Here is a 25,990-nt window from a genome sequence, read left to right as displayed (position 1 = left end):
GGGGCGCGCGGGGCACTACGTGCGCGGTGCGGCCACGGAATCTGCACGAGGCGCGACGGCTTCTGCCGCGACAGTGACCTCGACGGCACCGGGAGCATCCGCGACGCCCGGGGCCACCCCACCCGGAGCGACCTCCCCGGGGGTCTCCGCCCCCGCCCCCTCCTCGGGCAGCCCCCGCATCAGCCCCCAGTACCCCAGCGCGGCCCCCGTCCCGAGCACCGCACACGTGCCCCACAGCCACTCCGCACCGAACCGGTCGATCATGAAGCCGGACATCAGGGGAGCGACCAGCGCGGCCACGGACCAGGACATCGTGTACATGCCCTGGTACCGCCCGCGTCCATGAACAGGGGACAGGCGGACGACAAGACCCGTCTGGGTCGGCGCGTTGACGATCTCGGCGAGCGTCCACACGCACACCGTCAGGGCGAAGACGCCGAGCGACCCGGCGAACGCGGTGAGCCCGAAGCCGTACCCGGCGACGACCGAGGAGATCACGAGCAGCCGGCGCGGATCGCGGTGCTCGATGTAGCGGGTGACGGGGATCTGCATGACGACGATGAGCACGCCGTTCACGGCGATGGCGAGCCCGTAGTCGGCGGGCGTGAACCCCGCCTCGCCCATCGCGACGGGCAGCCCCACGGACCCCTGCTGGAAGATCAGCGCGACGACAAAGCTCAGCCCGACCACACCCATGAACCGCCCGTCCCGCAGCACGGTCCCGAGCCCCACCACCGGCTCGGCGGCCTTCTCCACCTCCGTCCGCACGGGCCGCGACTCCGGAAGCTTGGCGAAGACGACGATGGCGCAGACCATCGTCATGGCGGCCTCGATCAGGAACCCGGCCCGATAGCTGTAAGAGGCGATGAACCCGGCACCCGCGGACGAGATCGCGAACCCGAGATTGATGGCCCAATAGTTCAAGGAGAAGGCGCGCACCCGGTCCTCCGGGCGCACGATGTCCGCCATCATCGCCTGCACGGCGGGCCGGGACGCGTTGCTCGCCATGCCGACGAGGAAGGCGACGCCCGCGATGGCGACGGGGTGCTCCATGAACCCGAGAACGGCCACCGACACGGCCGTGGAGGCCTGCGCGATCAGCAGCGTGGGCCGCCGCCCGAGCCGGTCGGTCATCACGCCCGCACCGAGCGAGGACACGACGCCGCCGAGCCCGTGCAGGGCGGCGACGAGCCCGGCGTACGAGGCGGAGTAGCCGCGCTCAAGGGTCAGATACAGCGCCATGAAGGTGGCGACGAAGGCGCCGAGCCGGTTGACCAGGGTGCTGATCCACAGCCACCAGAAGGCGCGGGGCAGCCCGGAGACGCTCTCGCTGACGGCGCGTCTCATTCGTCCTTTGGTGGCGTACGGCATGGAAGTCCCCCCGGAGGTGCAAGCGGCAGAGGCGTAAGTGGCTCTGGCGGCACGCACAAATTACGAGCCGCTCACCCGACCCCGCCACTCAATTGACAACCCCCGTCAACTGTCCCGTCCCGTCCCGACCAGCACGGCACGGCCACCCCCACCTCCCCGCCCGGCCCCTCCATCCCACCCCTCGTCCGCGCGCGCGGGGCGCCCTGGGGTTCGATTACGCTCAGAGGCATGGCCGACGCACCGTACAAGCTGATCCTCCTCCGCCACGGCGAGAGCGAATGGAACGCGAAGAACCTGTTCACCGGCTGGGTGGACGTCAACCTCAACGAGAAGGGCGAGAAGGAGGCGGTCCGCGGCGGTGAGCTGCTCAAGGACGCCGGCCTGCTCCCCGACGTGGTCCACACGTCGCTCCAGAAGCGAGCTATCCGCACCGCCCAGCTCGCCCTCGAATCGGCTGACCGCCACTGGATCCCGGTCCACCGCAGCTGGCGCCTGAACGAGCGCCACTACGGCGCCCTCCAGGGCAAGGACAAGGCCCAGACGCTCGCCGAGTTCGGCGAGGAGCAGTTCATGCTGTGGCGCCGCTCGTACGACACCCCGCCGCCGGCGCTCGACCGCGACGCGGAGTACTCCCAGTTCTCGGACCCGCGCTACGCCACGCTCCCCCCGGAGCTGCGCCCCCAGACGGAGTGCCTGAAGGACGTCGTCGTCCGCATGCTCCCGTACTGGTTCGACGGCATCGTCCCCGACCTCCTGACGGGCAGGACGGTCCTGGTCGCCGCCCACGGCAACAGCCTCCGCGCCCTGGTCAAGCACCTGGACGGCATCTCCGACGCCGACATCGCGGGCCTGAACATCCCCACGGGCATCCCGCTCTCGTACGAGCTGGACGCCGACTTCAAGCCCCTGAACCCGGGCGGCACCTACCTCGACCCGGAGGCCGCGAAGGCGGCGATCGAGGCGGTCAAGAACCAGGGCAAGAAGAAGTAGCCCCGACGCTGCAGGCCCCCCTACCTGCGGGTTCTCCGCGGGTAGGGGGGCCTGTTGCTGTATTGGACCGCGGTAGGACGGTCGTTCTCAGGAGGACAGCGCCCACTGCGGGCCGTTTGGGTTTCCGAGCCAGACGGTCTGCTGATCGCGGGAGACCGTTACGCCGAACGCCCCCGTGCTCGGTGAGCCGTGCTCCTCCCAGGTAGCCGCCGCCGACTCGATCGCGTCCCACAGACGGCGAGTACCGCCCTGGCGGACCTGCCAACCGCTCTCCGTGGGGGCGAGGACGGCGAACGACTGGGTGATGCTGTCCAGCACGAACGTACTGACTGGGCCGCCGTCGATCGCTGTCGAGAAGAACCGGGCGTCCGGTGCCGCGAGCTGTGCCATGAAGGCCGGCCCGGAGCGGGACAGGATCTCTGGCCCGTATGCCGCTTTACGTGCCGTCCCGTCGTCGAGGCCGGGCAGCATGCCAAGGCTCGTCGGTGCGTCCTGTTGGCGGGCGATCATGAAGCTGGGGTCGCCGTCGCTGAACCAGCCGCTCGCGCTCTCATCGGTGACGATGAGTTTGACCAGGCCGAGAGAGCGCATCCAGCCACGGAGGGTGGTGACGATGACACCGCCCGGCCGGACCTGTTCCAGCCAGAAGGGCGGGATGCCACGGAACCCGCACGTGGCGATCAGCCGGTCGTACGGGGCTCCGTCGGCGTGGCCTACGCGGCCGTCCCCCACCAGCACATCGGGGAAGTGACCGGAGCCGGTGAGCGCTTGCCGGGCTCGTCGGGCCACGCCGTCATCCGTCTCGATCGAGGTCACGCTTCCGCTGCCGAGCCGGTGGCACAGCAGCGCTGTCGAATAGCCGGTTCCGGTGCCGATCTCCAGCACCTTCATGCCGTCCTGCACGCCCAAGTCTTCGAGCATCCGCACTACGAGGCTCGGCATGGTCGATGAAGACGTCGGGGTCGCGTTGCTGATCGGTTGCGGGTCGGCCCAGTCGATGTCATGGCCGTTGAACTGGGTCACCCATGTCTCGTCGCTGTAGACGAGCCCGAGCCACTTCGCCTTGCCGGTTGTCTCCGGCATGACCGGTTCCCAGGTGGTGACGCCGGGGGCATCACTCTCCCGGTAGAAGTGGGGGAGAAATGCATGGCGGGGCACGGCTTCCACCGCGGCCCGCCACTGCGGTGAGTGCAGCCGTCCGTCCGTCGCCAGTTGTCGGGCGAGCCTGCGTCGGAGATCGGCCGCGACCGTCTCGACGTCGATCTCATCGGCCACGGAGTCCTCCTTCCAAGAGGTCCGCGAGTGCGGCAGTCATGGGCAGGCCGGTCGGTGGTTCCATCCATGCCCACTGTCCGGAAGGGTTGCACTCGATGAAGATCCACTCCCCGCGTTCGGTCAGGGCGAAGTCGAACGCACCGAAGACGAGTCCGAAGTGCTGCAGATAGGCGCGCATTGACTGTTCGACCGCGGGTGGCGTGGCAAGCGGCGTGTACGTGTGCGTGCCGTAATCCGTACGCCAGTCGAGGAGGCCGGAGTCGATGCGTACCGCGAAGGTCTGCCCGCCGATCACCGTCGCCCGGATGTCGGCGATCTTGTCCACCCGTTTCTGGAAAAGGTGCATGGTGCCGGACACCGAATGGTCGATCTGGTCGGCGGTCACCTCCGTCACGGAGACGGTCTGAGCCCGGCCGTCGACCACGTAGAGCGGGACCGCGATCGGCTTGAAGATGACCGCGCCGCACTCCTCGATGAAGAATCGTGCGTCGTCGGGAACGTTCGTGATCATCGTGGGCGGAACCATGAAGCCGCACGCCGCCGCTGCCGCGAGCCCGGCCGGCTTGTACTCGGCATCGCCGATGCGGTTCGGATGGTTGACGTACAGGCAGTGAGGCAGAGAGGTCAGGATGCCGCCGAGCCCGTAACGCGCCTGTGCCACAGCGAACCGCTCGTCCTGCTTGTCGAGGTGGGGGAAGGCGAATCCAGCGGGGCGCCGGTAGTACACAGAACGTACGGCGCTCACGTCGGCACGGCGGCTCGGGGTCTCCAGGCTTCCCTGCCACCACCTGTCGGTGCCGCCGATCGCGACCGAACACGACAGGGTGGCGGGGAAGTCGCCGGAGTCGAACCGCACGACCGGTACACCCCGGCCGTGCAGTTCGGCGATCACGAAGTCCGCGGTCGGGTCGTCGAGATTGGTGATGACCAGGACCGGGCGATCGTCATGCGTCACCGGAGTCACTGGTCGGTGTCGTTCCCTGTGTCGCTGTCCGGGGAGTCGCTGTTGCGGTCGCCCTGGCCCGTGGTGCCGGTCGCGGGGTTCGTGCCGGAGGACGTGCCGTGGCCCGGGGCCATGGTGGGTGCCCCGGAGGTATCGAAGTACCGGGCGGTCTGTGTCTCCGGGTCCAGTTTCACTGTCGCGTAGGCGGCCTCCTCTGTGGGCGGGTAGGGGGCGATGCGACGTAGGCCCCATGGGGTTGCGGTCAGTTGTCCCTGGGGCAGCGGACTGCCTGTGGGAAAGCGATCCATGTGGTTGAACACGGTCTTCCCTCCTGTCGGATGTCTTGGTCCGGCGCACTATCGGCATGCGGTCTACAGCCGCAGCTCGGCCCAGACGAGCTTCCCCCTGTGGTGCAGGTCGTAGCCCCACCGCCAGCTCAGCGACTGCACGAGGAGTAGGCCACGGCCACCCTCGGAACGGTCGTCCGGCCAACCCGGTTCGGGAGTGCCCCGGCCCTTGTCGGCCACGCCGATCCGGATGACTTCGGCCGTCTCGCGCTGAACCACCACACGAATCACGCGACATCGCGTGTGGCTGACGGCATTACTGATCAGCTCGGAAACAATCAGCGCGCCTGACTCGGCCAACTCGCCTATGTCCCACGTGTCCAGAGCTGCGCAGACAAGCAGGCGTGCACGGCGTGCGGATTCCGGCTCGCACGGCACCGTCTCGCTGAAGCCCGGAGCATCGGTCGTGCTTGGGTCGGCGTCGGTTGTCGTCACGGGGTCGTCCCTCCGAGGCTGGAGGGCCCACGCTTCGACGGATACGTCGGGGCGGGCTCTCCTCCACGCCGTCGAGAGGCAGGAAGGGGGCCCGGCCCGCCTGCTCGATGGCTTGTACCGAGTGAACGGCTCCTGGCCGACGACGAACAGGAAAGGTCGCGCCTGGGCGCTCCGCCACAAGCCGGAAGACTTTGCGCTCCCGTGACCCCGGAGCTGGTTCGTCGAGTGACCGCAGGGTTACGGTCGGGCGATGGCAGTGAACGCCGTCCTCAAACGCCGGATGGAGGAACTCGGGCTCACCCAGGAAGAATTGGCCGGTCGGATGAACTCTGCGCTGGCAGAGATCACCGGCAGGCCCGGTGACGTATCCGACCGCTCGATCCGCAATCTGCTGAATGGCGTCACCAGACGCCCGATCGGACGCACGTGTGCAGCCCTGGAGCGCGTGTTCGGTTGCCCCGTCGAGGATTTGGGGTTCAGCGCACCACGCACCATGCAGCATTCGCAGGAGGCCCGCGTGCGGCGTCGCTCTTTCCTCGCCTCGACAACCGGGAGCGCGGCTGCCGCCATACCCATGGTGGCCCAGCGCCGGACAGTCGGTATGCCTGACGTGGCCCGAGTCGCCGCCGGTATGGGCGCCCTCGTCGACGCTGACGACCGCCAGGGCGGACACGTGGAACTGGAAACGGCCGCCGCCCGGGGACGCAACAGGGTCCTGGAACTCCAGCAGCGCAACGCCGGCGAACGCGTCCGCCGGTCGTTGTACGCACTGGCTGCCGAGTACACCACCATCGCCGCGTGGTCCTGCATCGACGCCCGCAACCTCGACCGGGCCCAGGGCTACCTGAACGAAGCGGCGACGTACGCCGGACTTTCGCAAGACGCCCTTACAGCGATGCGGGTGTGGGTCAACCTTTCGATGCTCGCCTACCAGCGGCAAAACTGGCCCGACGCACTCGCGGCAGCTCAGGCCGCACAAGCCTCCTCCGCAGCGCGTCGCGATCCGTTCTTCGGTTCGCTGGGCCGGGTCCGTGTCGCTCTGGCCTACGCAGCGCTGGGTGACGGCCGTGCGGGCCTGCGCTCACTGGGATCGGCCCAGGACACCTTCACGAAGGCGGCGGAACACGAGCGACCACGTTGGACGGCTTTCTACGGACGGGCCGAACTCGACCACCTCGCCGCAGTCGTGCAGTACAACACCGGACGCCACCCTCAAGCCGAAGCGATGGCGCACCACGCCCTGGCCAGGATCCCGGCCGCGTTCCGGCGCAACCGGGCCCTCGCGACCGCCCAGCTTGCCCTGGCGCAACTCCACCAGGGCGAGGCCGAACAGGCCACAGCCTCGGCCAACGACGTTTTCACGATCATGAGTGGGGACCCGATGCCCGGCCGTATGCGTACTCTCATGGGCGACTTCCACCGAAGCCTGTTCGTCATGGCCCCTTCCACTTCCTACGCACGAGACTGGGCAGACCGCATGCGGACCGAATGGAGCCGGGCGTGACCGACCTGAAGCACTTCCAGCGCGGAAGCCTCCCCGAAGGCTTCCGGCAGATGCTCATCGACGTCCACACCGACGCCTACGCCGACCAGATGGATGACCCTTTCCACCAGCGCTTCGCCTGGTTCGTCGACCACTGGACCGCCATGGACGGCTTCTCCTGTGTGGTGGCGTACGAGGGAGATGAACCGGCCGGCTTCGCCTACGGCGCTCCGCTCGTACCGGGCCGGGAGTGGTGGCGCTCAACCCCCTACAAGCCGAGCGACAACTGCTCCTCCACCTACGCCGTGTCCGAGGTGATGGTGCGCCCGGCTTGGCGCAAGCGGGGGATCGCCGATCGACTGCACGAGGCGCTGGTTGAGGAACGCACCGAAGACATCGCCGTGCTGCTGGTCGACGTCACGCACCCCAAGGTGCAGGCGCTCTACGAGATATGGGGTTACGCCAGAGTCGGCGAGCAGCAGCCGTTCGCCGATTCACCGGTGTACGCGGTCATGGTCAAGGACCTCGGCGAGAGCCCGTAGGGGAGCGGGGCGCCTCACGGCGACCCCGAATCCGTGATGCCCTCCGCGAGTTGGCCCACCGCGTTCAGGATGCTCTGGCCGAAGTCCGTGGGGGCCACCACCACTCCGAACGCCACCGCGAGCGCCATCGTGACCATCTGGTCGCTCCGGCTCCTGGCCTGCACCTTGCGGCGCAGCAGGAAGAAGAGGATGACGGCCAGGAGCACCGCTACGTTGATCGTCAGCACCATCGGCCAGGCCCCCTGCACGTGAAGTGACGTCCCGGCCTTCCTGTTTAACCCAGAACTCCGCGCCGTGGCCGCCCGATTACCTGTGGTTGGCAACAATGTGCTCCCTGGGGGCCGAATCGATGCGCGGCTCAAGCGATTCGCAGGTCGGACTGGGGCGAAGCTGGATCGGTGCGTTGGCCGGACCGGTGATCAGGGGACCGGCCAGATTCCCGTCCACGGGTGGTCGGACGGCATGGGGCCCGTCTCGCCCCTGCGCTTCGCCAGGCGGCGCCTCGCGATGTGGTACGCCCACGCGTGCGTGGCGACCTTCTTCTCCACGCCGAAGTGTTTGCCCGTCGCCGCCTCCAGGACCTGGTGGTACTCCTGGAGAAGGTCCCAGGACATGTTCTCGAAGTCCGCGTCGGCCCAGCCGTACAGGTGCTGGAGCTCGAACCGTACGGCGGCCAGGAACTCCATGTCCCCGCGGTCCTTCGGCTCCGTCCTGCCGCCGTGCGCGCGCACCCACTCCTGGACCTCCGGCGCCGCCCCGTTCCACTTGCTGCCCGAGTCCCTGATCTCCGCGTAGTCCACCCACGCCCAGAACGCCTCCGCGTCGGCGATGTCGGGTGCCTGGCGGTGGTGGTCCGGGCAGAGCAGGGCGAAGTTACGGACGTCCATCGAGCCGCCGAGCGACGTCGGCACGGCGTGCGCCCGGTCGACCGGGGTGCCCCAGCAGATCAGGCACGCCGGGTCCATCCCCAGGTAGTCGGCTATCGCCGCGAGCTTCGGCGGCGTCTTCCTCGCGTTCTCCGTCGTCCCGCGCGGGCGCAGCGGGAGGAGATTCACGTCGTACCAGAAGCCCGCATCCGACCCAGCGTCCTCGGGGTACGCGATCCGCAGTTCGTCCGGCACGTCGTCGCGCTGCCCGTCGGGGTTCCCGAGCCTGTGGAACGGCGTCGTCAGCTCCGTCAGGTACGGGAGCAGGTACCCCATGCCGAACTCCCGGATGATCTCGATGGCGTCGCGGTCGTAGCCGCCGGCGTCGTTGCGGTGGCCCTGCACCTTGAGGAAGAGGTGACGGGGCTTGCCGGGCATCCGGTCTTCCGCGTTCCGGAGGACCTCGAAGATGCGCCGGGCGCAGCGTTCGAAGTTCTCGTACACCGCCATGTCGTGGCACAGCAGGATCGCCTTCTCGCCGGCCGGGCCGGCCGGCCCGGCCGGGCGGGACGGGCGGGACGGGCGGGACGGGCGGGACGGGCGGGACGGGCGTCTGCCGGTACTCGCCTTCTGGCTCTTCCTGCTTCGTTGTTTCTTCTTGGGCATGAGGGGATGTTCGCGCGTGCCCGCCGTGTCGCACGCGGGTTCCAGCAAAGATCCCGGCATGCCCGCGCACGCGTGCGCCGTTGATGCGCCCCGTCCCCGTGGGCATGGAATGGGAAACAGGCAGTACGTCGTACGCCTACGAGGAGGAGACCATGGCAGAGTCCCCCACGCGCATACACGTTCCCGAAGTCCCGCTGGCGTCCTGCGGATGCGGCCCGGGGTGCAGCTGCGGCTGCCAGTCGGGCGGTTCCTGCCAGTGCGGCGGCGGCTGCGGTTGACCCGCTGACACCGCGGCCGGACAGCGTCGTGCCCCGCGCGACAACCTGACATCGCGCGGGGCACACACGGCCGACAAAGGACCTACGCCCCCTCCACCGGCGCCTGCCCCACCGGCTGTATCTCGTCCGCGTGCTCGCCCGTGACCAGGTACACGACCCGCTTCGCGACCGACACCGCGTGGTCCGCGAAGCGCTCGTAGTAGCGGCCGAGGAGCGTCACGTCCACGGCCGTCTCGATGCCGTGCTTCCAACGGTCGTCCATCAGGTGCTGGAACAGCGTGCGGTGCAAATGGTCCATCTCGTCGTCGTCCTGCTCCAGCTGGAGCGCCAGGTCGACGTCCTTGGTGATGATGACCTCCGCCGCCTTCGCCATCAGGCGCTGCGCGAGCTGGCCCATCTCCAGGATCGTGGCGTGCAGGTCCCGCGGCACCGCCGAGTCGGGGAAGCGGAGCCTCGCCAGCTTCGCGACGTGCTGGGCGAGGTCGCCCGAGCGCTCCAGATCGGCGCTCATGCGCAGCGAGGTGACCACGATGCGCAGATCCGTGGCGACCGGCTGCTGGCGCGCCAGCAGGGCTATCGCACGCGCCTCCAGGTCGTGCTGCAGATCGTCGACCTTCTGGTCGGCGGCGATCACGCTCTCCGCCATCTTCAGGTCGGCGTCGAGCATGGCCGTCGTGGCGCGCCCGATCGCGGACCCGACGAGGCGGGCCATCTCGACCAGGCTGTCGCCGATCGAGTCAAGTTCCTCGTGGTACGCGTCCCGCATGTGGCTGTCCCTCTCTCGGTACGTCTCAGGGGGCTGGCCCCTACGCTCCCACGGTGCGGCCCGGACGCGTCCGTTTCCGGCACCCCACATGAATGACCACCGTCATCAAGGTGAACTGTGGGCGACGCGTCACCGCATCCTTGATCACCCGCGCCCCGGACCGGCCGGAGGAAGTGAACCGGCACCGTCCCCACGGTGAACTCTGGGCGACGAGTGTTCGAGCGAGCACCCGTACGGCTGTGACCGGCTCTTACTCGGCGCATAACCTTGAGGCATGGACGTGAACGCGGCGGTCGCCGCAGCGGCAGCGATCGCCGGGGTGTGCACCGGTGTCATCGCCATGCTGGCGTTCCGATGGAGCGAGCGCGACCAGAAACGCCCCACCCGGACCTCCCTGCACACCGATCCCGTACTGCCACCCGGCGTGGACACGGTGCTTTCCGTGCTCCGCTCCTCAGCCGTCGTCCTCGACGAGGCCGACAGCGTGGTCAAGGCGAGCTCGGCGGCGTACGCACTCGGACTCGTACGCGGCGGGAAGCTCGCCGTCGAGCCGATGCTGCAGATGGCCCGCGACACCCGCCGCGACGGCGAGATACGCCAGGTCGAGCTGGACCTGCCGCGGCGCGGCACCGGCCGCGGAGAGGCCCTCGCGGTCTCCGCGCGGGTGGCGCCGCTGGGCTCGCGGCTCGTGCTGCTCCTCGTGGAGGACCTCACCGAGGCCCGCCGCATCGAGGCCGTACGACGCGACTTCGTCGCGAACGTGAGCCACGAGCTGAAGACCCCCGTGGGGGCGCTCTCGCTCCTCTCCGAAGCCGTCATGGACGCCTCGGACGACCCGGAGGCCGTCGAGCGCTTCGCGGGCCGCATGCAGATCGAGGCGACCCGCCTGACCAGCCTCGTCCAGGAACTCATCGACCTCTCCCGGGTACAGAACGACGACCCCCTGGAGGACGCCGAGCCCGTCCGTGTCGACGAACTGGTGGCGGAGGCGATCGACCGCAGCCGCCACCAGGCCTCCCACAAGCAGATCACCATGGCCTCGGGCGGCACCGCCGACCTCCAGATATGGGGCAACCGCGGGCAGCTCGCGGCGGCCCTCGGCAATCTCGTCGAGAACGCCGTGAACTACTCGCCCGCCCGCACCCGCGTGGGCATCGCCGCCCGCCGGGTCTCCGCTCCCGGCGGGGACCTCATCGAGGTCGCGGTCACCGACCAGGGCATCGGCATCTCCGACAAGGACAAGGAGCGCATCTTCGAGCGCTTCTACCGCGTCGACCCGGCCCGCTCGCGGGCCACCGGCGGCACCGGTCTCGGTCTCGCCATCGTCAAGCACGTGGCCGCCTCGCACGGCGGGGAGGTCACCGTGTGGAGCTCCGAGGGTCAGGGCTCCACGTTCACCCTGCGGCTGCCCGAGGCGGCCGCGCACCGCGACCGCGGATCAGGTCACGGCGGCGGACCCGACGACGGGGCCACCTCATCAGGCGACAGCGCCGGAACCGCCGCAACCACCACGTACGAACCCATTCCTGCCCCGGAGGTCCTTCCGTGACCCGAGTGCTCGTCGTCGAGGACGAGGAATCCTTCAGCGACGCCCTGTCCTACATGCTCCGCAAGGAGGGCTTCGAAGTCGCCATCGCGGCGACAGGCCCGGACGGACTCGACGAATTCGAGCGCAACGGCGCCGACCTCGTCCTGCTCGACCTGATGCTGCCGGGCCTGCCCGGTACCGAGGTCTGCCGCCAGCTGCGCAGCCGCTCCAACGTCCCGGTGATCATGGTGACCGCCAAGGACAGCGAGATCGACAAGGTCGTCGGCCTGGAAATAGGAGCCGATGACTACGTAACGAAGCCCTTCTCCTCCCGCGAGCTGGTCGCCCGCATCCGCGCGGTGCTGCGCCGCCGCGGCGAGCCGGAGGAGGTCACCCCGCAGGCGCTGGAGGCCGGACCGGTCCGGATGGACGTCGACCGCCACGTGGTCACGGTCTCCGGCTCCAAGGTCGACTTGCCGCTGAAGGAGTTCGACCTCTTGGAGATGCTGCTGCGCAACGCGGGCCGCGTACTGACCCGTATGCAGCTCATCGACCGCGTCTGGGGCGCGGACTACGTGGGGGACACCAAGACCCTCGACGTTCACGTGAAGCGCCTGCGCGCCAAGATCGAGCCGGACCCGGGGGCGCCGCGCTACCTGGTGACGGTCCGCGGTCTGGGCTACAAGTTCGAGCCGTAAACCGCGGTACGCATGACACGGGGAAGGGCGGGACCTCGGTGAGGTCCCGCCCTTCCCCGTGCTCGTACGTCGATCAGTGCTCGGCGCCGGTCCCGGTGCCGTTCTCCGTACCCGCACCGTGGTCCGCGGCGTCCGAGGACGGGTCCGCGTTGCCGGAGGGGTTGCCCGACGGCTTGCCCGAAGGCTTGCCGGACGGGTTGGTGGCGGACCCGGAGGCGCCCGTGTCGGGCTCCTGCGGCTTGCCGGACTTACCCGGCTTGGACGGCTTGCCGTCCGGGGACTGCGGGAGCTGGCTCGGGCCCCACTTGGAGAAGTAGCTGTCGGCCGGCACGACGAACGCTTCCATCTTCACGTTGCCGGTCCTGCTGAAGGCGAAGGTGACGGGCTGCGCGTTGCCGTCCTTGACCGCCTCGCGGCTGCCGGACAGGACCGCCGAGGCGTTGTCCTTGCCACCGATGACGATGGAGCCGCCGGCCGGAATGGTCAGCGGACCGTTCGGCTTGGAGTCCTTGTCGTCCTTGCCACGCGTGAGCTTGGCCTTCTTGTCGGTGCCGTCGACCGAGATGGAGTTCAGGGTCTGGGCCTTGTCACCGGCGTTGAAGATCGTCGCGGAGACCACGGCGGGTCCCTTCGACTCCAGGTCGGGCTGCGTGATGACCATGGCGTTCTGGATCTTGATGTCGCCGACGGAGATCGCGGCGTTGTCCGGCTTGACCTCCATCGTCTGTGCGTTGTTGCCTGCGGCGCACGCGGTGAGCGAGGCGAGCGAGAACGCGAGGGCGGTGGCGGCGAGGGCGCCGCGTCGAAGGCTGCGGCTCACGGCGGCGGCAACTCCTTGAACGTGGGCGGTACAGGACGGGGCGGGCGGCCGTAAAGCCGTCCTAAGTATGTGTCAGCGCGCTTAGGTTACCGAGCCGTTCCCGCGCAGTCGCACCCGACCCGCCCCTTAGGGCGCCGGACCACGCACGGGCACCCGGGACGGTCGCGGCGGGAGGAGGGCCAGGCGCCGCGCGCGGCGGGCCGCGGTCGTCGCACGAGACGCTCCTCGGTCCGTTCTCGCATAAGCGCGGTCAAGAGTCCGGGTGTCACGCCTTGCGGATTTCCCGTAAGGAATGCGCGGGAGTACGGAGGTGGGTACGGCGAGGAGTGCGGGGAATTGATCATCGCGTCACTTGGTCAATCTTGATCAATTCAGGAATCGCGTCGGGCGTCACTCAGCACATCTCTCCGGCCACCGAACGGAGTATCGGAAGTTCACCGCTTGGAACCGCGCAAACCGGGACGTTCAGCCTCTTCGGGGCCCCTCGGGGGGTGCGTGACGGGGGTGTTTCCGGCTCCCCGGAGAGCCGCTCCGACCTGCGAATACCCCGTTCCGGAGGCCCTGCGAAGCACGTTCTTGTTGCTGTTGTCAAGCCCCGAGATATGCCCTGACCTGCGAAAACGCCATTCAGAAGAGGCGGTTCTCGTGTTAGGATGGATAGCCACGGAAGGGGTACCTGTCACATGACGTTCAAGGTTGGCGACACCGTGGTCTATCCCCATCACGGGGCCGCGCTGATCGAGGCCATCGAAACTCGCCAGATCAAAGGCGTGGACAAGACCTACTTGGTGCTGAAGGTCGCCCAGGGCGACCTGACGGTGCGTGTGCCAGCGGACAATGCGGAGTTCGTCGGCGTGCGTGATGTGGTCGGGCAGGACGGCCTCGACCGGGTCTTCGAAGTACTGCGCGCGCCGTACGCAGAAGAGCCCACGAACTGGTCGCGCCGCTACAAGGCAAATCTCGAGAAGCTCGCCTCCGGCGATGTCATCAAGGTCGCGGAAGTCGTCCGTGACCTGTGGCGTCGGGAGCGCGAGCGTGGACTGTCGGCCGGTGAGAAGCGCATGCTCGCCAAGGCCCGCCAGATCCTGGTGAGCGAGCTCGCCCTCGCGGAGAACACGAACGAGGACAAGGCCGAGGCCCTGCTGGACGAGGTCCTCGCGTCCTGACGCGGACGCCCCGAGGTGCAGGACATGCCTCGGCGCTCCCGCGTCGACCAGGCGCAGCAATGCCGCGGTGCCCGCTGACCCTTCATGGAGTCGCCGGGCGCTGCGGCATGTTCGTACCCAGGCTGTTTCGTACCCGGGCCGATGTGGTGGGGCGACCCCGAAGGGCCGTTGCTGGCGTGCCGGGCTCGTGCGGCTGACTCGACCGAATGTCACGGAAGGGTCCGGTCAAGGCGTCCGTCCCGCCCGGCACGGTGTGGCCATACCCACGTCGGCCGAGCACACAAACCTGAACGGAACCGATGTCTAGCGAATCCCGTACCGCGGTGGTCATTCCCGCGGCTGGGCGGGGCGTGCGCCTCGGCCCGGGCGCCCCCAAAGCGCTTCGCGCGCTGAACGGCACCCCGATGCTGATTCATGCCGTGCGCGCCATGGCTGAGTCCCGCGCGGTCTCCCTCGTCGTCGTGGTGGCGCCCCCGGACGGCGCCGCCGGGGTCAAGACACTCCTCGACGACCACTCGCTGCCCGAGCGGACCGACTTCCTCGTCGTGCCCGGTGGGGAGAGCCGCCAGGAGTCCGTGCGGGCCGGTCTCGACGCGCTGCCGCCCGGTTTCGACATCGTGCTCGTGCACGACGCGGCCCGCCCGCTGGTGCCGGTCGACACGGTCGACGGCGTCATCGAGGCCGTACGCGACGGCGCCCCCGCCGTGGTCCCCGCGCTCCCGCTGGCCGACACGGTCAAGCAGGTCGAGCCCGCGGCGGAGCAGGGCGCGCCCGAGCCGGTCGTCGACACGCCCGAGCGCGCTCGGCTGCGCGCCGTGCAGACCCCGCAGGGCTTCGACCGCGCGACGCTCGTACGCGCCCACGAGAGCGTGACGGGACAGGTGACGGACGACGCGGGCATGGTCGAGCAGCTGGGGCTGCCGGTCGTGTGCGTGCCCGGCCACGAGGAGGCGTTCAAGGTGACGCGTCCCCTGGATCTGGTCCTCGCGGAGGCGGTCCTGGCCCGCAGGAGGGCGAACGATGGCTTCTGAGACCCCGGCCGCCGCCCACGCCGTCCTCCTTCCCCAGGTGGGCATCGGCACCGACATCCACGCCTTCGAAGAGGGCCGCGAGCTGTGGTGCGCGGGCCTGAAGTGGGAGGACCAGGGACCCGGTCTCGCCGGGCACTCCGACGCCGACGTCGTCGCGCACGCCGCGTGCAACGCGCTGTTCTCCGCGGCGGGCCTCGGCGACCTCGGCGCCCACTTCGGCACCGGCCGCCCCGAGTGGTCCGGCGCCTCCGGCCTGACCCTGCTCACCGAGGCCGCCCGCATCGTCAGGGACGCCGGCTTCACCATCGGCAACGTCGCCGTCCAGGTCATCGGCGACCGCCCGAAGATCGGCAAGCGCAGGGACGAGGCCCAGAAGGTGCTCTCCGAGGCGGCGGGCGCACCGGTCTCCGTCTCGGGGGCCACCACCGACGGCCTGGGTTTCCCGGGCCGCGGCGACGGTCTGGCGGCGATCGCCACCGCGTTGGTCGTACGTACGTCGTCGTAGGGCGGGCAATGGGGTATTCGTAGGCCTCGTACAGGCGAATGCCCCGTACGCACACCGCACGAAGGAGTGAGCCATGTCCGCCCAGCTCTCCGACGCCCTGAAAGACCTCCTCGACAGCCCGGTCTTCATCAATGTCGCGACGATCCAGCCCGACGGCAGCCCGCAGGTGTCCCCGGTCTGGGTGAAGCGGGACGGGGACGACGTGTTGTTCTCGACGACGGTCGACCGGCGCAAGGAGAAGAACCTGCGGCGGGATCCGCGGGTGACGGTGCTGGTGCAGCCCGCCGACGCGCCGTACACGTACGCGGAGATCCGGGGGACGGCGGAGATGACGACGGAGGGCGGGCAGGAGCTCATCGACGAGCTGTCGATGAAGTACACGGGCAAGAAGTACGCGGAGTTCAACCCGTCCTCGAAGGACGACACCCAGCGGGTCGTGGTGAGGGTGAGCGCGCGGAAGGTCGTCGGCAGCATCTGAGGACGGGCCTCCGCATCTGAGGACGGGCCTCACGTCACAGTCCGTGCACGGTGGGGCCAGGGGGCGTGGGGCACTGTCCCGCGCCCACTACTCTGGAGTGGTGACGATTCGCCTGTACGACACCAGCGCCCGGCAGATCCGTGACTTCAGCCCGCTCAATGACGGCTGCGTCTCGATCTACCTCTGTGGTGCCACGGTGCAGGCCGCTCCGCACATCGGGCACATCCGGTCCGGCCTGAACTTCGACATCATGCGCCGCTGGTTCGCGTACCGCGGTTACGACGTGACGTTCATCCGGAACGTGACCGACATCGACGACAAGATCATCCGGAAGTCGGGCGAGCAGGGCCGCCCCTGGTGGTCCATCGGGTACGAGAACGAGCGCGCGTTCAACAGCGGTTACGACGCGCTCGGCTGCCTCCCGCCCACCTACGAGCCGCGTGCCACCGGCCACATCACCGAGATGGTCGAGATGATGCGCGGGCTCATCGAGCGCGGGCACGCCTACGAGGCCGACGGCAACGTCTACTTCGACGTGCGCTCCTTCCCGGGCTACCTGGAGCTCTCCAACCAGGAGCTCGACAACCTGCTCCAGCCCGAGAGCGAGGGCGAGACCGGGAAGCGCGACTCGCGTGACTTCGCCATGTGGAAGCGGGCCAAGGAGGGCGAGCCCAGCTGGGAGACGCCCTGGGGGCGCGGTCGGCCCGGCTGGCACCTGGAGTGCTCGGCGATGGCCCACAAGTACCTGGGGCGTGAGTTCGACATCCACGGTGGCGGGATCGACCTGATCTTCCCGCACCACGAGAACGAGATCGCGCAGGCCAAGGCCTTCGGTGACACCTTCGCGCGGTACTGGGTGCACAACGGCTGGGTCACCATGAGCGGCGAGAAGATGTCGAAGTCCCTCGGGAACTCGGTGCTCGTGAGCGAGATGGTCAAGCAGTGGCGCCCGATCGTCCTGCGCTACTACCTGGGCACCCCGCACTACCGCTCGATGATCGAGTACAGCGAGGAGGCCCTGCGCGAGGCCGAGTCCGCGTTCGCCCGCATCGAGGGATTCGTGCAGCGCGTGGTGGAGAAGGCCGGGGGCGTCGTCGAGCCCGCCGCCCAGGTCCCGCCCGCGTTCGCCGACGCCATGGACGACGACATGGGCGTCCCGCAGGCGCTCGCCATCGTGCACACCACGGTCAGGCAGGGCAACAGCGCGCTGGCCGCCGACGACAAGGAAGCCGCCGTCGCGCGCCTCGCCGAGGTGCGGGCCATGCTCGGCGTCCTCGGCCTCGACCCGCTCGACCCGCACTGGGCCGGTGGCGAGGCCGACCGCGGCGAAGACCTGCACGGGGCGGTCGACACCCTGGTCCGACTCGTCCTCGACCAGCGCGAGGCCGCCCGGGCACGCAAGGACTGGGGCACCGCCGACGCCATCCGCGACCAGCTCAACCAGTCGGGCCTCGTCATCGAGGACAGCCCGACCGGCCCCCGCTGGACGCTCGGCCCGCGCTAGGCCACAGTCGATGTGCGCCCGGATGTGCCTCTCGGCCTTCCGGGCGGCACACTTCATAGACGTACACCGAGGTACGCAGACGTACACCGAGGTACACAGACGCACACCCGCGCGCGTACGCACGTACGCGCCCACGCATCACAACAGACAGGTAGGTCATGGCCGCTAACAACCGCCGCATGTCCGGCAAGAAGGGCGCGCAGGTCGGCAGCGGCGGCAATCGGCGCCGCGGCCTGGAGGGCAAGGGCCCGACGCCGCCCGCCGAGGCCCGCAAGGGGCACGTGAAGAACCGCATCGCCAACGCCAAGGCCAAGAAGGCCGCGGGCGGACGCCGTCCCGCCACGCTCAAGGGGCGCGGCGGCAAGGGCACGTCCGAGATGGTCGTCGGCCGCAACCCGGTCTTCGAGGCGCTGCGCGACGGCGTGCCCGCTTCCACGCTCTACGTCCAGCAGTTCATCGACAACGACGAGCGGGTCCGCGAGGCGCTGCAGCTCGCGGCCGAGCGCGGCGGCATCCACCTGATGGAGGCGCCCCGCCCCGAGCTCGACCGCATGACGAACGGCCTCAACCACCAGGGCCTCGTGCTCCAGGTCCCGCCGTACGAGTACGCGCACCCGGAGGACCTCGTCGCCGCCGCGTTCGACGAGGGCAAGGACCCGCTGATCGTCGCCCTCGACGGCGTGACGGACCCGCGCAACCTCGGCGCGGTCGTCCGCTCCGTCTGCGCGTTCGGCGGCCACGGCGTGCTCGTGCCCGAGCGGCGCGCCGCCGGTATGACGGCCGGTGCGTGGAAGACGTCCGCGGGCACCGCCGCGCGGACGCCGGTCGCGCGCGCCACGAACCTGACGCGCGCCCTGGAGCAGTACAAGAAGGCGGGCGTCGCCGTGGTCGGCCTCGCCGCCGACGGCGAGCACGAGGTCGGTGACCTGGAGGCCCTCGCGGGCCCGGTCGTCATCGTCGTCGGCAGCGAGGGCAAGGGCCTCTCGCGTCTCGTCGGCGAGACCTGCGACTACCGCGTGCGGATTCCGATGCCCGGTGGCGCGGAGTCCCTCAACGCCGGTGTCGCAGCGGGTGTCGTGCTGTACGAGGCGGCGCGGCGTCGCGCCTGATCGACTGTGATGTCCGGGCCGCGGTGGTGGTCGCGGTGATCTCTTGACGCGGTCCGGACATTTCTCCATGGTCAAGGCAGTGTCCTAAACACACATCACTCGGTTAGATGAGTGTGGACACCAGAACACCCCGCACTCCCACTGGGGGAAGCTCGTCAGGTTTTGACGATGCTCCCGCGCTGAGCATGGTGAAGGTGCCGAGCGACCCGGCGCAGGTCATCGTCAATCACGCGAGTTTCCGCGTGCAGCTTCCCGCCGCTGGGCGCACTCAATCCCCGCGCATCTCACGGCACTTGGGCACGTCCGACGAGACGGCGCGCATGCCCGCCGCCGGTGCGGCCGCCAAGCGCCGTGCGCCCGTCGTCTGGAGCGGGAAGTCCGCGCCGGACGACACGGGCGCCATCAGATTGCTGCAAGCCGTGCGCGGCGGCGGCGTACGCCGTTCGGCCGCGGAGGCCGGTCCGTACGGCGGCGGGGAGGACGCGGGCGCCACCCAGGTCATCCCCCGCGTCGACGACGGCCCCGAGACCGTCGAGACGCCCGCCGTGATCGGCCCGCGGGCCCCCGAACCCGGCACCCGGATGCTGCCGCAGATGCGGCTGCCCGGCAGCGACTACGACGAGCGGCTCGAGCAGGAGTACGCCGACCGCGACTACGAAGACGCGTACGACGACGCCGACGACACGTACGACGACGGCACGGAGCGGCCACGCAGGCACGGCTCGGACCCGGTCCGGCACGCCTATTACCCGGGCCGCCGCATGAACCTCGGCGTGGTCCTGCTCCCGATGCGCGTCTTCCTCGGGTTCATCTCCATCTACGCCGGCATGGGCAAGCTCTGCGACCCCGTCTACTTCGACGGCGGCCAGCGCGGCTCCATGGTCAAGTGGCTGAACTCGCTGCACCCCTGGGCGCTCGCCGAGCCACTGCGCGACTTCGCCCTCCAGCACCCCGTGGGCGCCGGCCTGTGCATCGCCTTCCTCCAGGTCGTCGTCGGCGTCCTGACGGTCCTCGGCCTCTGGCAGCGGATCGCCGCGTCGGTCGGCGTGCTCCTGTCGGCGGCGCTCATCGTCACCGTGAGCTGGAAGACCGTCCCCGCCTACGACGCGCCCGACATCATCTACCTCGCCGCGTGGTCGCCGCTGATCATCGCGGGCGCGCCCGTCTACTCCATCGACGGACGTCTCGCCGGTGAGGCGTGGCGCACGCTCGGGCCGCGCTCCGACATCTGGGACCTGCGGCGGCGCGTGCTGCGGCGGGGCGGTCTGATCGGCGGGGTCGTCATCGGCCTGACGCTGCTCATCGGCTCCATGCTGGGCGGCGCGGTGCGGGACGCGGACCGTGTCACCGTGCCCGGCCCCGGCGAGGCCCCGCGCAACGAACTGCCCGGCTCCGCGCTCCCCCAGGACCCGGCGAAGAAGCGGCAGAAGAAGCAGTCGCAGAGCCCGTCCGCGTCGTCGAGTTCGCCGACGCGGGGCCGCGGCACCGCGAGCCCCACGCAGGGCGCCACGGCTCCGGGCACGGCCCGTGAGACGGGCACGGTCGGTTCGGGCGGACGGCCCAGCCAGACGCAGGGCAGCAGCACGGCGGGCCAGGCACCGCCGCAGCAGTCGGCGCCGCAGCAGCCGGCCGCGGGAACGACCGCGGGGCCCTCGTCCAGCGGCGGTTCGGGCGGCGGTACGGGCGGTGCCGGTGCGTCCGGCGGTTCCGGCGGCGGTTCGGGCGGCGAGCAGCCCCGCGGCCTGCTGGGCGGTGTGCTGGGCCGCTGAGGACGCGCTACGTTCTGAGGACGTCGTACGCACGTACGCCGATGGGCCCCGCACAGCGAGTGTGCGGGGCCCATCGGCGTACCGGAGCCGTAGAGGTAGCGGGGGGCCGGGGGGTCAACGCCCCTGTGCGGCAAGCTCCTTGGCGGCCTCGGTGAGGTCCTTCGCGGTGTCGATCGCGCGCCAGTAGGCGCCCTGCGGCAGCGGGAAGCCCGCGAGGCGCTTCGCGCGGGCAAGCCGCGGGAACGTGGTGCGCTCGTGGTCGCCGAGGTCCGGCAGGAGCGAGGTGAAGTCGGCCGCGAAGACGTACACACCCGCGTTGATGAGGTACGGGGACGGCGGCGCCTCGACGAAGTCCGTGATGTGGCCGAACGCGTCGGTCTCGACGGCGCCCCACGGGATGCGGGGGCGGGCCAGGGCGAGGGTCGCGGTGGCGTCGCGCTCGGCGTGGAAGGCCGCCATCTCGCGCAGCGAGAAACGGGTCCAGATGTCGCCGTTCGTCGCGTACCAGGGCTGGTCCGCGTGCGGCAGGTGCCGGGCGGCGTACTTGAGGCCGCCGCCGCGGCCCAGGGGTTCCTTCTCGACGACCGTGCTGACGTTCAGCGGCAGGTCGGCGGAGTCGAGCCACTCCTGGAGCACCTCGGCGAGGTGGCCGCAGGAGACGACGGCGTCCGTCACGCCTTCCTCGGCGAGCCAGGCAAGTTGATGGCCGATGATCGGGGTCCCCGTGCCGGGGATCTCGACCATCGGCTTGGGCCGGTCGTCGGTGTACGGGCGGAGCCGGGAGCCCTGGCCACCGGCCAGGACGACAGCCTGCGTGGGCTTCAGCGTGGTCATGCCGGAAACCCTACGCGGCGCTGTGCGGCGGCCCGCTCAGCCCTTCTGATGGGCCGCGGCCACGCCCGTGGCGAAGGACGTGTCGCAGACGGGCCTGGCGTAGGACTGGGCGCGCGTCGGGCCGTAGACGCGCACGGCGGCACGGCCGAGCGCGCGGGCCAGCGCGGCACAGTGCCGGGCGAGCGAGGGGTGGCGGTTCACCTCCTGCTGGAGGTGTGTGAGCGCCACGCCCGGGTTCTTCTCCTGGAGTTCCAGGAGGAGCCGGTCGCGCAGGACGTCCTGCGGGGCGCGGGACTTGGCGGGCTTGGAGAGGTTGTCGGCGGATGCGGTGAGCATCGAGTCCGAGGCGTTCCCCGACCAGTTGACGCTGGTGACCGCGAGGGTCCCGGAAAGCACCAGCATCACGGGCAGGACGAGAGCGAGCGTGCGGCCGATGCGGCGGGCGGGGCCCCGGTGGGCTCGGCGCGACTTCTGGGTGTAGTTGGCGGAGTGCGTCACGCGAGGAGCGTAGCGCTAGGTGATGATTTGGCGACATTTAGTCACCCGGTCGAGCGACAGGGAATCAGGTTTCTCTGGACCGGTGTTGACGCCGCTCCGGTGAAATGACCGTTGTGCCGGGGTATTTGTCGACAACGGGTTCGGGGCGGGGCGGGCCGGACGGGCGTACGCGAAGGGCCCCGCACGCGTGGTGCGGGGCCCTACGGGACTTGGAGCCCGTCAGTCGCTGAGGCGCTCACCCGTCGAGGTGGAGAACACGTGGGTCTCACCCGGACGGGGTACGACGTGCAGCTGCGCGCCCTTGTCCGGGACCTGGCGGCCGTTGACGCGGACGACGAGGTCCTTCTGCTCGCCGCCGACCTCGGCGGTGCCGTAGACGTAGCCGTCGGCGCCGAGCTCCTCGACGACGTTCACGGAGACGGCGAGGCCGGCCGGAGCGTCCTCGGTCTCCTTCGTGAGGGACTTCGCGGCGGCGCCGTTCTGCTCGACGATGTCGAAGTGCTCGGGCCGGACGCCGACGGTGACGGTACGGTCCCCGCGGTCGGCGGCGGCGCTGAGGGCCTCCCGGTTGACGGGCACCACGCTGTTCCCGAACTTCACACCGCCATCGGTGATCGGGACCTCGACGAGGTTCATGGCGGGGGAGCCGATGAACCCGGCGACGAAGAGGTTGGCGGGGCGGTCGTACATGTTGCGGGGGCTGTCCACCTGCTGGAGGAGCCCGTCCTTCAGTACGGCCACCCGGTCGCCCATGGTCATGGCCTCGACCTGGTCGTGCGTGACGTACACGGTGGTGATGCCGAGTCGGCGCTGGAGGCTCGCGATCTGCGTACGCGTCGACACACGCAGCTTGGCGTCGAGGTTGGAGAGCGGCTCGTCCATGAGGAAGACCTGCGGCTCACGCACGATGGCGCGCCCCATGGCGACACGCTGACGCTGACCACCCGACAGGGCCTTCGGCTTGCGGCCGAGGTACTCGGTGAGGTCGAGGATCTTGGCGGCGTCCTCGACCTTCTGCCGGATCTCCGCCTTGTTCACACCGGCGATCTTCAGGGCGAAGCCCATGTTGTCGGCGACGGTCATGTGCGGGTACAGCGCGTAGTTCTGGAACACCATGGCGATGTCCCGGTCCTTCGGCGGCAGGTGCGTGACGTCGCGGTCACCGATGCGGATGGCGCCGGCGTTCACGTCCTCGAGCCCCGCGAGCATGCGGAGCGAGGTGGACTTGCCGCAGCCGGACGGGCCGACGAGGACGAGGAACTCGCCGTCCTCGATCTCGATGTCGAGACCGTCCACGGCGGGCTTGTCGCCACCCGGGTAGATGCGGGTCGCCTTGTCGAACGTAACAGTGGCCATGGTGAGGGCCCCCTTCACCGGCAGGAACGTGCCGGACGATCCGAGTAGAGGGAGTGGTGTAGTCCACCTGAGTGAACTGCTCGTGACCGTACCCCGGGGGTCAGCGGTCTGTCAGCAGTCGCGGCGCTGTGACCTTCGAGGAAATTTTCGACGGGGGTGGGGGCGGTGTTGGTTACACTGCACGGGCACGTGCGGCTGCGCCGGGCGTGCGGTGTGCCTCCTTAGCTCAGATGGCCAGAGCAACGCACTTGTAATGCGTAGGTCGTCGGTTCGAATCCGACAGGGGGCTCTCTCTTTCAGTGGCGGCCCGCCACCCTGTCCGCCCATTGGGCCAGGCGCGAGGACTCCGCCGTGTGGGTGGTCTGTTCGCGGATGTCGGCCGCGTTGTACGTCGCGTACATCGCGTGGACTCCGAGCCAGCGGAGCGGTTCCGGTTCCCAGCGGCGGACCTTGTGGTTGACCCAGGGGAGCGTGGTGAGGTCTGTGGGGCCCGCCTGGCCCGAGTCCTGTTGGACCAGGTCGCGCAGGGTGCGGGCGGCCAGGTTGGTCGTGGCGACGCCCGAGCCCACGTAGCCGCCCGCCCAGCCGAGGCCCGTGGCGCGGTCCAGGGTGACCGTGGCGCACCAGTCGCGCGGGACGCCGAGGACGCCGGACCAGGCGTGGGCGATGCCGACGCCGGTGAGCTGGGGGAAGAAGCGGGTGAGGATCGCGCGGAGTGCGTCGATCGTGGCGGGCTGGGTGCGGCCGTCGTTGTCGGTCTTCGAGCCGTAGCGGTACGGGACGCCGCGGCCGCCGAGCGCGATGCGGCCGTCGGCGGTGCGCTGGGCGTACATGTACGCGTGCGCCATGTCGCCGAGTGTTTCCCGGCCTTCCCAGCCGATCGCCGCCCACTGGGCTTCGGTCAGGGGTGCTGTGGCGATCATCGATGAGTTCATGGGGAGCCACGTGCGGCGTTGGCCCTTCAGGGACGCCGTGAAGCCCTCCGTGCAGCGCAGGATGTAGGGGGCGCGGACCGTTCCGTACGGGGTGATCGCGTGTTTTGGGTTGATCTCCGTTACCGGCGTCGACTCGTGGATGGTGACGCCCAGGGCCTCCACGGTCGCGGCCAGGCCCTGGACCAGCTTGACCGGGTGCAGGCGGGCGCCGTGCGGGGTCCACGTCGAGCCCACCGCTCCGGCCACGCGCACCCGCTCCGCCGTCTCGCGGGCGCCGTGCAGGGTGCGGTCCTTCTCGCCGTACGACAGTTCCGTGTCGTGGAACGCCTTCAGGCGGGCCAACTGGGCCGGTGTGTGGGCGATTTCCAGTACGCCGCCATGGTGGATGTCCGCGTCGATCGACTCCTCGTTCGCTACGCGGATCACTTCGGTGACGGTTTCGTTCATGGCTCGCTGGAGGCGGACTGCCGCCTCGTGGCCGTGCAGTTTCGCGTAGCGGTCGCGGCCCGCGATGCCGTTGTAGAGCCAGCCGCCGTTGCGGCCGCTCGCGCCGTAGCCGCAGAACTTCTGCTCCAGGACGGTGACGCGGAGGAAAGGGGCGGCCTTCTTCAAGTAGTACGCCGTCCACAGGCCGGTGTAACCGCCGCCGACGATGCAGACGTCCGCCGTGGCGTCGGATGTCAGGGGCTCGCGGGCGGCGGGCAGGCCGTGGTCCGCGTACCAGAACGATATGCCGCCGTTGACCGTGCCGGGCCCGTGGTGCGTGTTGTTCGCGTTCGCGCTGCTCATGGGCGGACGTTACTGCGCAGGTGGGGGCCGTGGGCAGGGGTCGGTGCGGCCGTTTCGCGCGGAGAGGCGTAAGTCCCTGGGGGTGGGTCCTTCGGCCGTCGGTGCGCGGGGTAGATTCCGATACTTTGAGCGGTACGTGTCGAATTCGATGGAGGGGTCATTCATGGCCGTACACAAGGCCGGGCACAAGGCAGCGCGCGTTGCTGCCGCGGTGGCGCTGATCTCGGTGGCCGCGTCCGCCTGTGGCCCCGGCGACGACGACGCCAAGGGCGGCGGCCGCGTCAGCGAGAAGCCCGCGGCGTCCAGTAGCGACAAGTCCCCGGACGCCGGTGCTCCGGAAGCCGAGGCCCCGTCGGCCGCCGGCGCGCAACTCGCCGATGTGCCCGCCTCGGTGAAGGGCGGCGTGATCACCGTCGGCGATCCCAAGGCCAAGCATACGGTCAAGATCTACGAGGACCCGCGCTGCCCGTTCTGCAAGAAGTTCGAGGACGGCGGGGCGCAGGCGCTGGTCAAGCCGGTCGCCGACGGCAAGGTCAAGGTCGAGTACACGATCGCCTCGTTCCTCGACAACAACCTCGGCGGCAGCGGCTCGGTGAACGCGGCGAACGCGCTGCGGGCCTCCGTGGAGGCGGGCAAGTTCCCGCAGTTCCACGCCGCCGTCTTCGCCAACCAGGCCGCGGAGGAGTCGGACGACGCCTACACCCCGGCGTTCCTGCTGAAGATCGCCGACAAGGTCGAGGGGCTGCGTGGCGGCGCCTTCGACAAGGCGGTCACCAACGGGACGTACAAGAAGTGGGTCGGCGAGGCGATGGAGTCCTTCAGCGCCGACGGCGTCAAGGGCACGCCGACCGTCTTCATCGACGGCAAGAAGGCCGACAGCGGCGCGCTGTACGAGCAGGCGGCGTTCGCCAAGGAGTTGAAGGCGAAAGGGATTTCCTGACCTGGGGGCGGAGGCGGGGGTGGGGCAGGGCGCGGCGGGGTGCGGGTTCGGGGTCGCCCCCCCCGCGC

Annotated in this window: 26 protein-coding genes and 1 tRNA gene; 14 read left to right on the top strand and 13 right to left on the bottom strand. The window is 69.8% G+C overall.

Going from position 1 to position 25,990, the window contains the following annotated elements; genetic code table 11:
• Nucleotides 1-15: 15 nt before the first annotated feature.
• Nucleotides 16-1,347: an MDR family MFS transporter gene (locus tag NOO62_RS18555; protein WP_414930851.1), complete on the bottom strand. Its 1,332-nt coding sequence runs from the start codon at nt 1,345-1,347 to the stop codon at nt 16-18.
• A 252-nt stretch (nt 1,348-1,599) separates the two neighbouring features.
• On the opposite strand from NOO62_RS18555, the gene NOO62_RS18550 reads away from it, so the two are divergent.
• Nucleotides 1,600-2,361, top strand: a complete 762-nt coding sequence (locus tag NOO62_RS18550; protein ID WP_062773105.1) for a phosphoglyceromutase — start codon at nt 1,600-1,602, stop codon at nt 2,359-2,361.
• A gap of 87 nt (nt 2,362-2,448) precedes the next feature.
• Here NOO62_RS18550 and tgmC read toward each other — a convergent pair whose 3' ends face one another.
• The 4 genes from tgmC to NOO62_RS18530 are packed head-to-tail and all read right to left on the bottom strand — an operon-like array spanning nt 2,449 to nt 5,361.
• Nucleotides 2,449-3,636, bottom strand: coding sequence for an ATP-grasp peptide maturase system methyltransferase (tgmC, locus tag NOO62_RS18545; RefSeq protein WP_268772004.1), 1,188 nt, complete (start codon nt 3,634-3,636; stop codon nt 2,449-2,451).
• Complete coding sequence (tgmB, locus tag NOO62_RS18540) at nt 3,626-4,591, bottom strand: ATP-grasp ribosomal peptide maturase (protein WP_268772003.1); 966 nt, start codon at nt 4,589-4,591, stop codon at nt 3,626-3,628. Before tgmB ends, tgmC begins: the two co-directional genes overlap by 11 nt.
• Nucleotides 4,592-4,596: 5 nt before the next feature.
• Nucleotides 4,597-4,899: a putative ATP-grasp-modified RiPP gene (gene tgmA / locus NOO62_RS18535; RefSeq protein ID WP_268772002.1), complete on the bottom strand. Its 303-nt coding sequence runs from the start codon at nt 4,897-4,899 to the stop codon at nt 4,597-4,599.
• Nucleotides 4,900-4,950: 51 nt separating this feature from the next.
• Complete coding sequence (locus NOO62_RS18530; protein WP_268772001.1) at nt 4,951-5,361, bottom strand: ATP-binding protein; 411 nt, start codon at nt 5,359-5,361, stop codon at nt 4,951-4,953.
• A gap of 250 nt (nt 5,362-5,611) precedes the next feature.
• On the opposite strand from NOO62_RS18530, the gene NOO62_RS18525 reads away from it, so the two are divergent.
• Together NOO62_RS18525 and NOO62_RS18520 are read left to right on the top strand one after the other, a co-directional pair.
• Nucleotides 5,612-6,865 (top strand): helix-turn-helix domain-containing protein, encoded by a 1,254-nt coding sequence (locus tag NOO62_RS18525; protein ID WP_268772000.1) that lies wholly within the window; start codon nt 5,612-5,614, stop codon nt 6,863-6,865.
• A complete protein-coding gene (locus tag NOO62_RS18520) occupies nt 6,850-7,386 on the top strand; it encodes a GNAT family N-acetyltransferase (RefSeq protein WP_268771999.1) in 537 nt (178 codons plus the stop codon). The genes NOO62_RS18525 and NOO62_RS18520 overlap by 16 nt, the downstream gene beginning before the upstream one ends.
• 14 nt (nt 7,387-7,400) lie before the next feature.
• Here NOO62_RS18520 and NOO62_RS18515 read toward each other — a convergent pair whose 3' ends face one another.
• From NOO62_RS18515 to phoU, 3 genes are all read right to left on the bottom strand, one after another.
• Complete coding sequence (locus NOO62_RS18515) at nt 7,401-7,616, bottom strand: hypothetical protein (protein WP_268771997.1); 216 nt, start codon at nt 7,614-7,616, stop codon at nt 7,401-7,403.
• A gap of 189 nt (nt 7,617-7,805) precedes the next feature.
• Nucleotides 7,806-8,918 (bottom strand): hypothetical protein, encoded by a 1,113-nt coding sequence (locus tag NOO62_RS18510; RefSeq protein ID WP_268771996.1) that lies wholly within the window; start codon nt 8,916-8,918, stop codon nt 7,806-7,808.
• A gap of 360 nt (nt 8,919-9,278) precedes the next feature.
• Nucleotides 9,279-9,962 (bottom strand): phosphate signaling complex protein PhoU, encoded by a 684-nt coding sequence (gene phoU, locus NOO62_RS18505; protein WP_268771995.1) that lies wholly within the window; start codon nt 9,960-9,962, stop codon nt 9,279-9,281.
• 274 nt (nt 9,963-10,236) lie between these two features.
• Between phoU and NOO62_RS18500 the strand changes: the two genes are divergently transcribed.
• Together NOO62_RS18500 and NOO62_RS18495 are read left to right on the top strand one after the other, a co-directional pair.
• On the top strand, nt 10,237-11,511 hold the full coding sequence (locus NOO62_RS18500; RefSeq protein WP_268771994.1) for a sensor histidine kinase: 1,275 nt from the start codon (nt 10,237-10,239) through the stop codon (nt 11,509-11,511).
• Nucleotides 11,508-12,188 (top strand): response regulator transcription factor, encoded by a 681-nt coding sequence (locus NOO62_RS18495; RefSeq protein WP_030682312.1) that lies wholly within the window; start codon nt 11,508-11,510, stop codon nt 12,186-12,188. Before NOO62_RS18500 ends, NOO62_RS18495 begins: the two co-directional genes overlap by 4 nt.
• A gap of 73 nt (nt 12,189-12,261) precedes the next feature.
• Here the strand turns inward: NOO62_RS18495 and NOO62_RS18490 are convergent, their stop codons facing one another.
• Nucleotides 12,262-13,008: a copper chaperone PCu(A)C gene (locus NOO62_RS18490; RefSeq protein ID WP_268771993.1), complete on the bottom strand. Its 747-nt coding sequence runs from the start codon at nt 13,006-13,008 to the stop codon at nt 12,262-12,264.
• A 683-nt stretch (nt 13,009-13,691) separates the two neighbouring features.
• Between NOO62_RS18490 and NOO62_RS18485 the strand changes: the two genes are divergently transcribed.
• The 7 genes from NOO62_RS18485 to NOO62_RS18455 all read left to right on the top strand — a co-directional run bounded on the left by NOO62_RS18485 (nt 13,692) and on the right by NOO62_RS18455 (nt 20,570).
• The gene (locus NOO62_RS18485; RefSeq protein ID WP_003953493.1) at nt 13,692-14,174 is read left to right on the top strand and encodes a CarD family transcriptional regulator; all 483 of its coding nucleotides are present in this window, start codon (nt 13,692-13,694) and stop codon (nt 14,172-14,174) included.
• 299 nt (nt 14,175-14,473) lie between these two features.
• Nucleotides 14,474-15,205, top strand: coding sequence for a 2-C-methyl-D-erythritol 4-phosphate cytidylyltransferase (ispD, locus tag NOO62_RS18480; RefSeq protein WP_268771992.1), 732 nt, complete (start codon nt 14,474-14,476; stop codon nt 15,203-15,205).
• On the top strand, nt 15,195-15,710 hold the full coding sequence (gene ispF / locus NOO62_RS18475; protein ID WP_268771991.1) for a 2-C-methyl-D-erythritol 2,4-cyclodiphosphate synthase: 516 nt from the start codon (nt 15,195-15,197) through the stop codon (nt 15,708-15,710). The genes ispD and ispF overlap by 11 nt, the downstream gene beginning before the upstream one ends.
• A 73-nt stretch (nt 15,711-15,783) precedes the next feature.
• Nucleotides 15,784-16,188 (top strand): PPOX class F420-dependent oxidoreductase, encoded by a 405-nt coding sequence (locus NOO62_RS18470; RefSeq protein ID WP_268771990.1) that lies wholly within the window; start codon nt 15,784-15,786, stop codon nt 16,186-16,188.
• Nucleotides 16,189-16,288: 100 nt separating this feature from the next.
• Nucleotides 16,289-17,692 (top strand): cysteine--tRNA ligase, encoded by a 1,404-nt coding sequence (gene cysS / locus NOO62_RS18465; RefSeq protein WP_268771989.1) that lies wholly within the window; start codon nt 16,289-16,291, stop codon nt 17,690-17,692.
• Between the two features lie 158 nt (nt 17,693-17,850).
• Complete coding sequence (gene rlmB / locus NOO62_RS18460; protein ID WP_268771987.1) at nt 17,851-18,801, top strand: 23S rRNA (guanosine(2251)-2'-O)-methyltransferase RlmB; 951 nt, start codon at nt 17,851-17,853, stop codon at nt 18,799-18,801.
• 107 nt (nt 18,802-18,908) lie between these two features.
• Nucleotides 18,909-20,570 carry a DoxX family membrane protein gene (locus NOO62_RS18455; RefSeq protein ID WP_268771986.1) on the top strand — a complete coding sequence of 554 codons (1,662 nt, stop codon included), beginning with the start codon at nt 18,909-18,911 and terminating at the stop codon, nt 20,568-20,570.
• 114 nt (nt 20,571-20,684) lie between these two features.
• Here the strand turns inward: NOO62_RS18455 and NOO62_RS18450 are convergent, their stop codons facing one another.
• The 3 genes from NOO62_RS18450 to NOO62_RS18440 all read right to left on the bottom strand — a co-directional run bounded on the left by NOO62_RS18450 (nt 20,685) and on the right by NOO62_RS18440 (nt 23,258).
• Complete coding sequence (locus NOO62_RS18450; RefSeq protein ID WP_268771985.1) at nt 20,685-21,404, bottom strand: nucleotidyltransferase family protein; 720 nt, start codon at nt 21,402-21,404, stop codon at nt 20,685-20,687.
• Nucleotides 21,405-21,440: 36 nt separating this feature from the next.
• Nucleotides 21,441-21,902, bottom strand: coding sequence for a hypothetical protein (locus tag NOO62_RS18445; protein ID WP_268771984.1), 462 nt, complete (start codon nt 21,900-21,902; stop codon nt 21,441-21,443).
• A gap of 219 nt (nt 21,903-22,121) precedes the next feature.
• A complete protein-coding gene (locus NOO62_RS18440) occupies nt 22,122-23,258 on the bottom strand; it encodes an ABC transporter ATP-binding protein (protein ID WP_268771983.1) in 1,137 nt (378 codons plus the stop codon).
• A gap of 215 nt (nt 23,259-23,473) precedes the next feature.
• Between NOO62_RS18440 and NOO62_RS18435 the strand changes: the two genes are divergently transcribed.
• Nucleotides 23,474-23,547, top strand: a tRNA-Thr gene (locus NOO62_RS18435).
• Between the two features lie 7 nt (nt 23,548-23,554).
• Here the strand turns inward: NOO62_RS18435 and NOO62_RS18430 are convergent.
• Nucleotides 23,555-24,982 (bottom strand): NAD(P)/FAD-dependent oxidoreductase, encoded by a 1,428-nt coding sequence (locus tag NOO62_RS18430; RefSeq protein ID WP_268771982.1) that lies wholly within the window; start codon nt 24,980-24,982, stop codon nt 23,555-23,557.
• 163 nt (nt 24,983-25,145) lie between these two features.
• Between NOO62_RS18430 and NOO62_RS18425 the strand changes: the two genes are divergently transcribed.
• Nucleotides 25,146-25,922: a DsbA family protein gene (locus NOO62_RS18425; protein ID WP_268771981.1), complete on the top strand. Its 777-nt coding sequence runs from the start codon at nt 25,146-25,148 to the stop codon at nt 25,920-25,922.
• Nucleotides 25,923-25,990 lie beyond the last annotated feature (68 nt).

Origin of the sequence: Streptomyces sp. Je 1-369, from assembly GCF_026810505.1 — a bacterium.
GTDB lineage: Bacteria > Actinomycetota > Actinomycetes > Streptomycetales > Streptomycetaceae > Streptomyces.
This window is presented reverse-complemented; position numbering and strand designations above follow the sequence as displayed.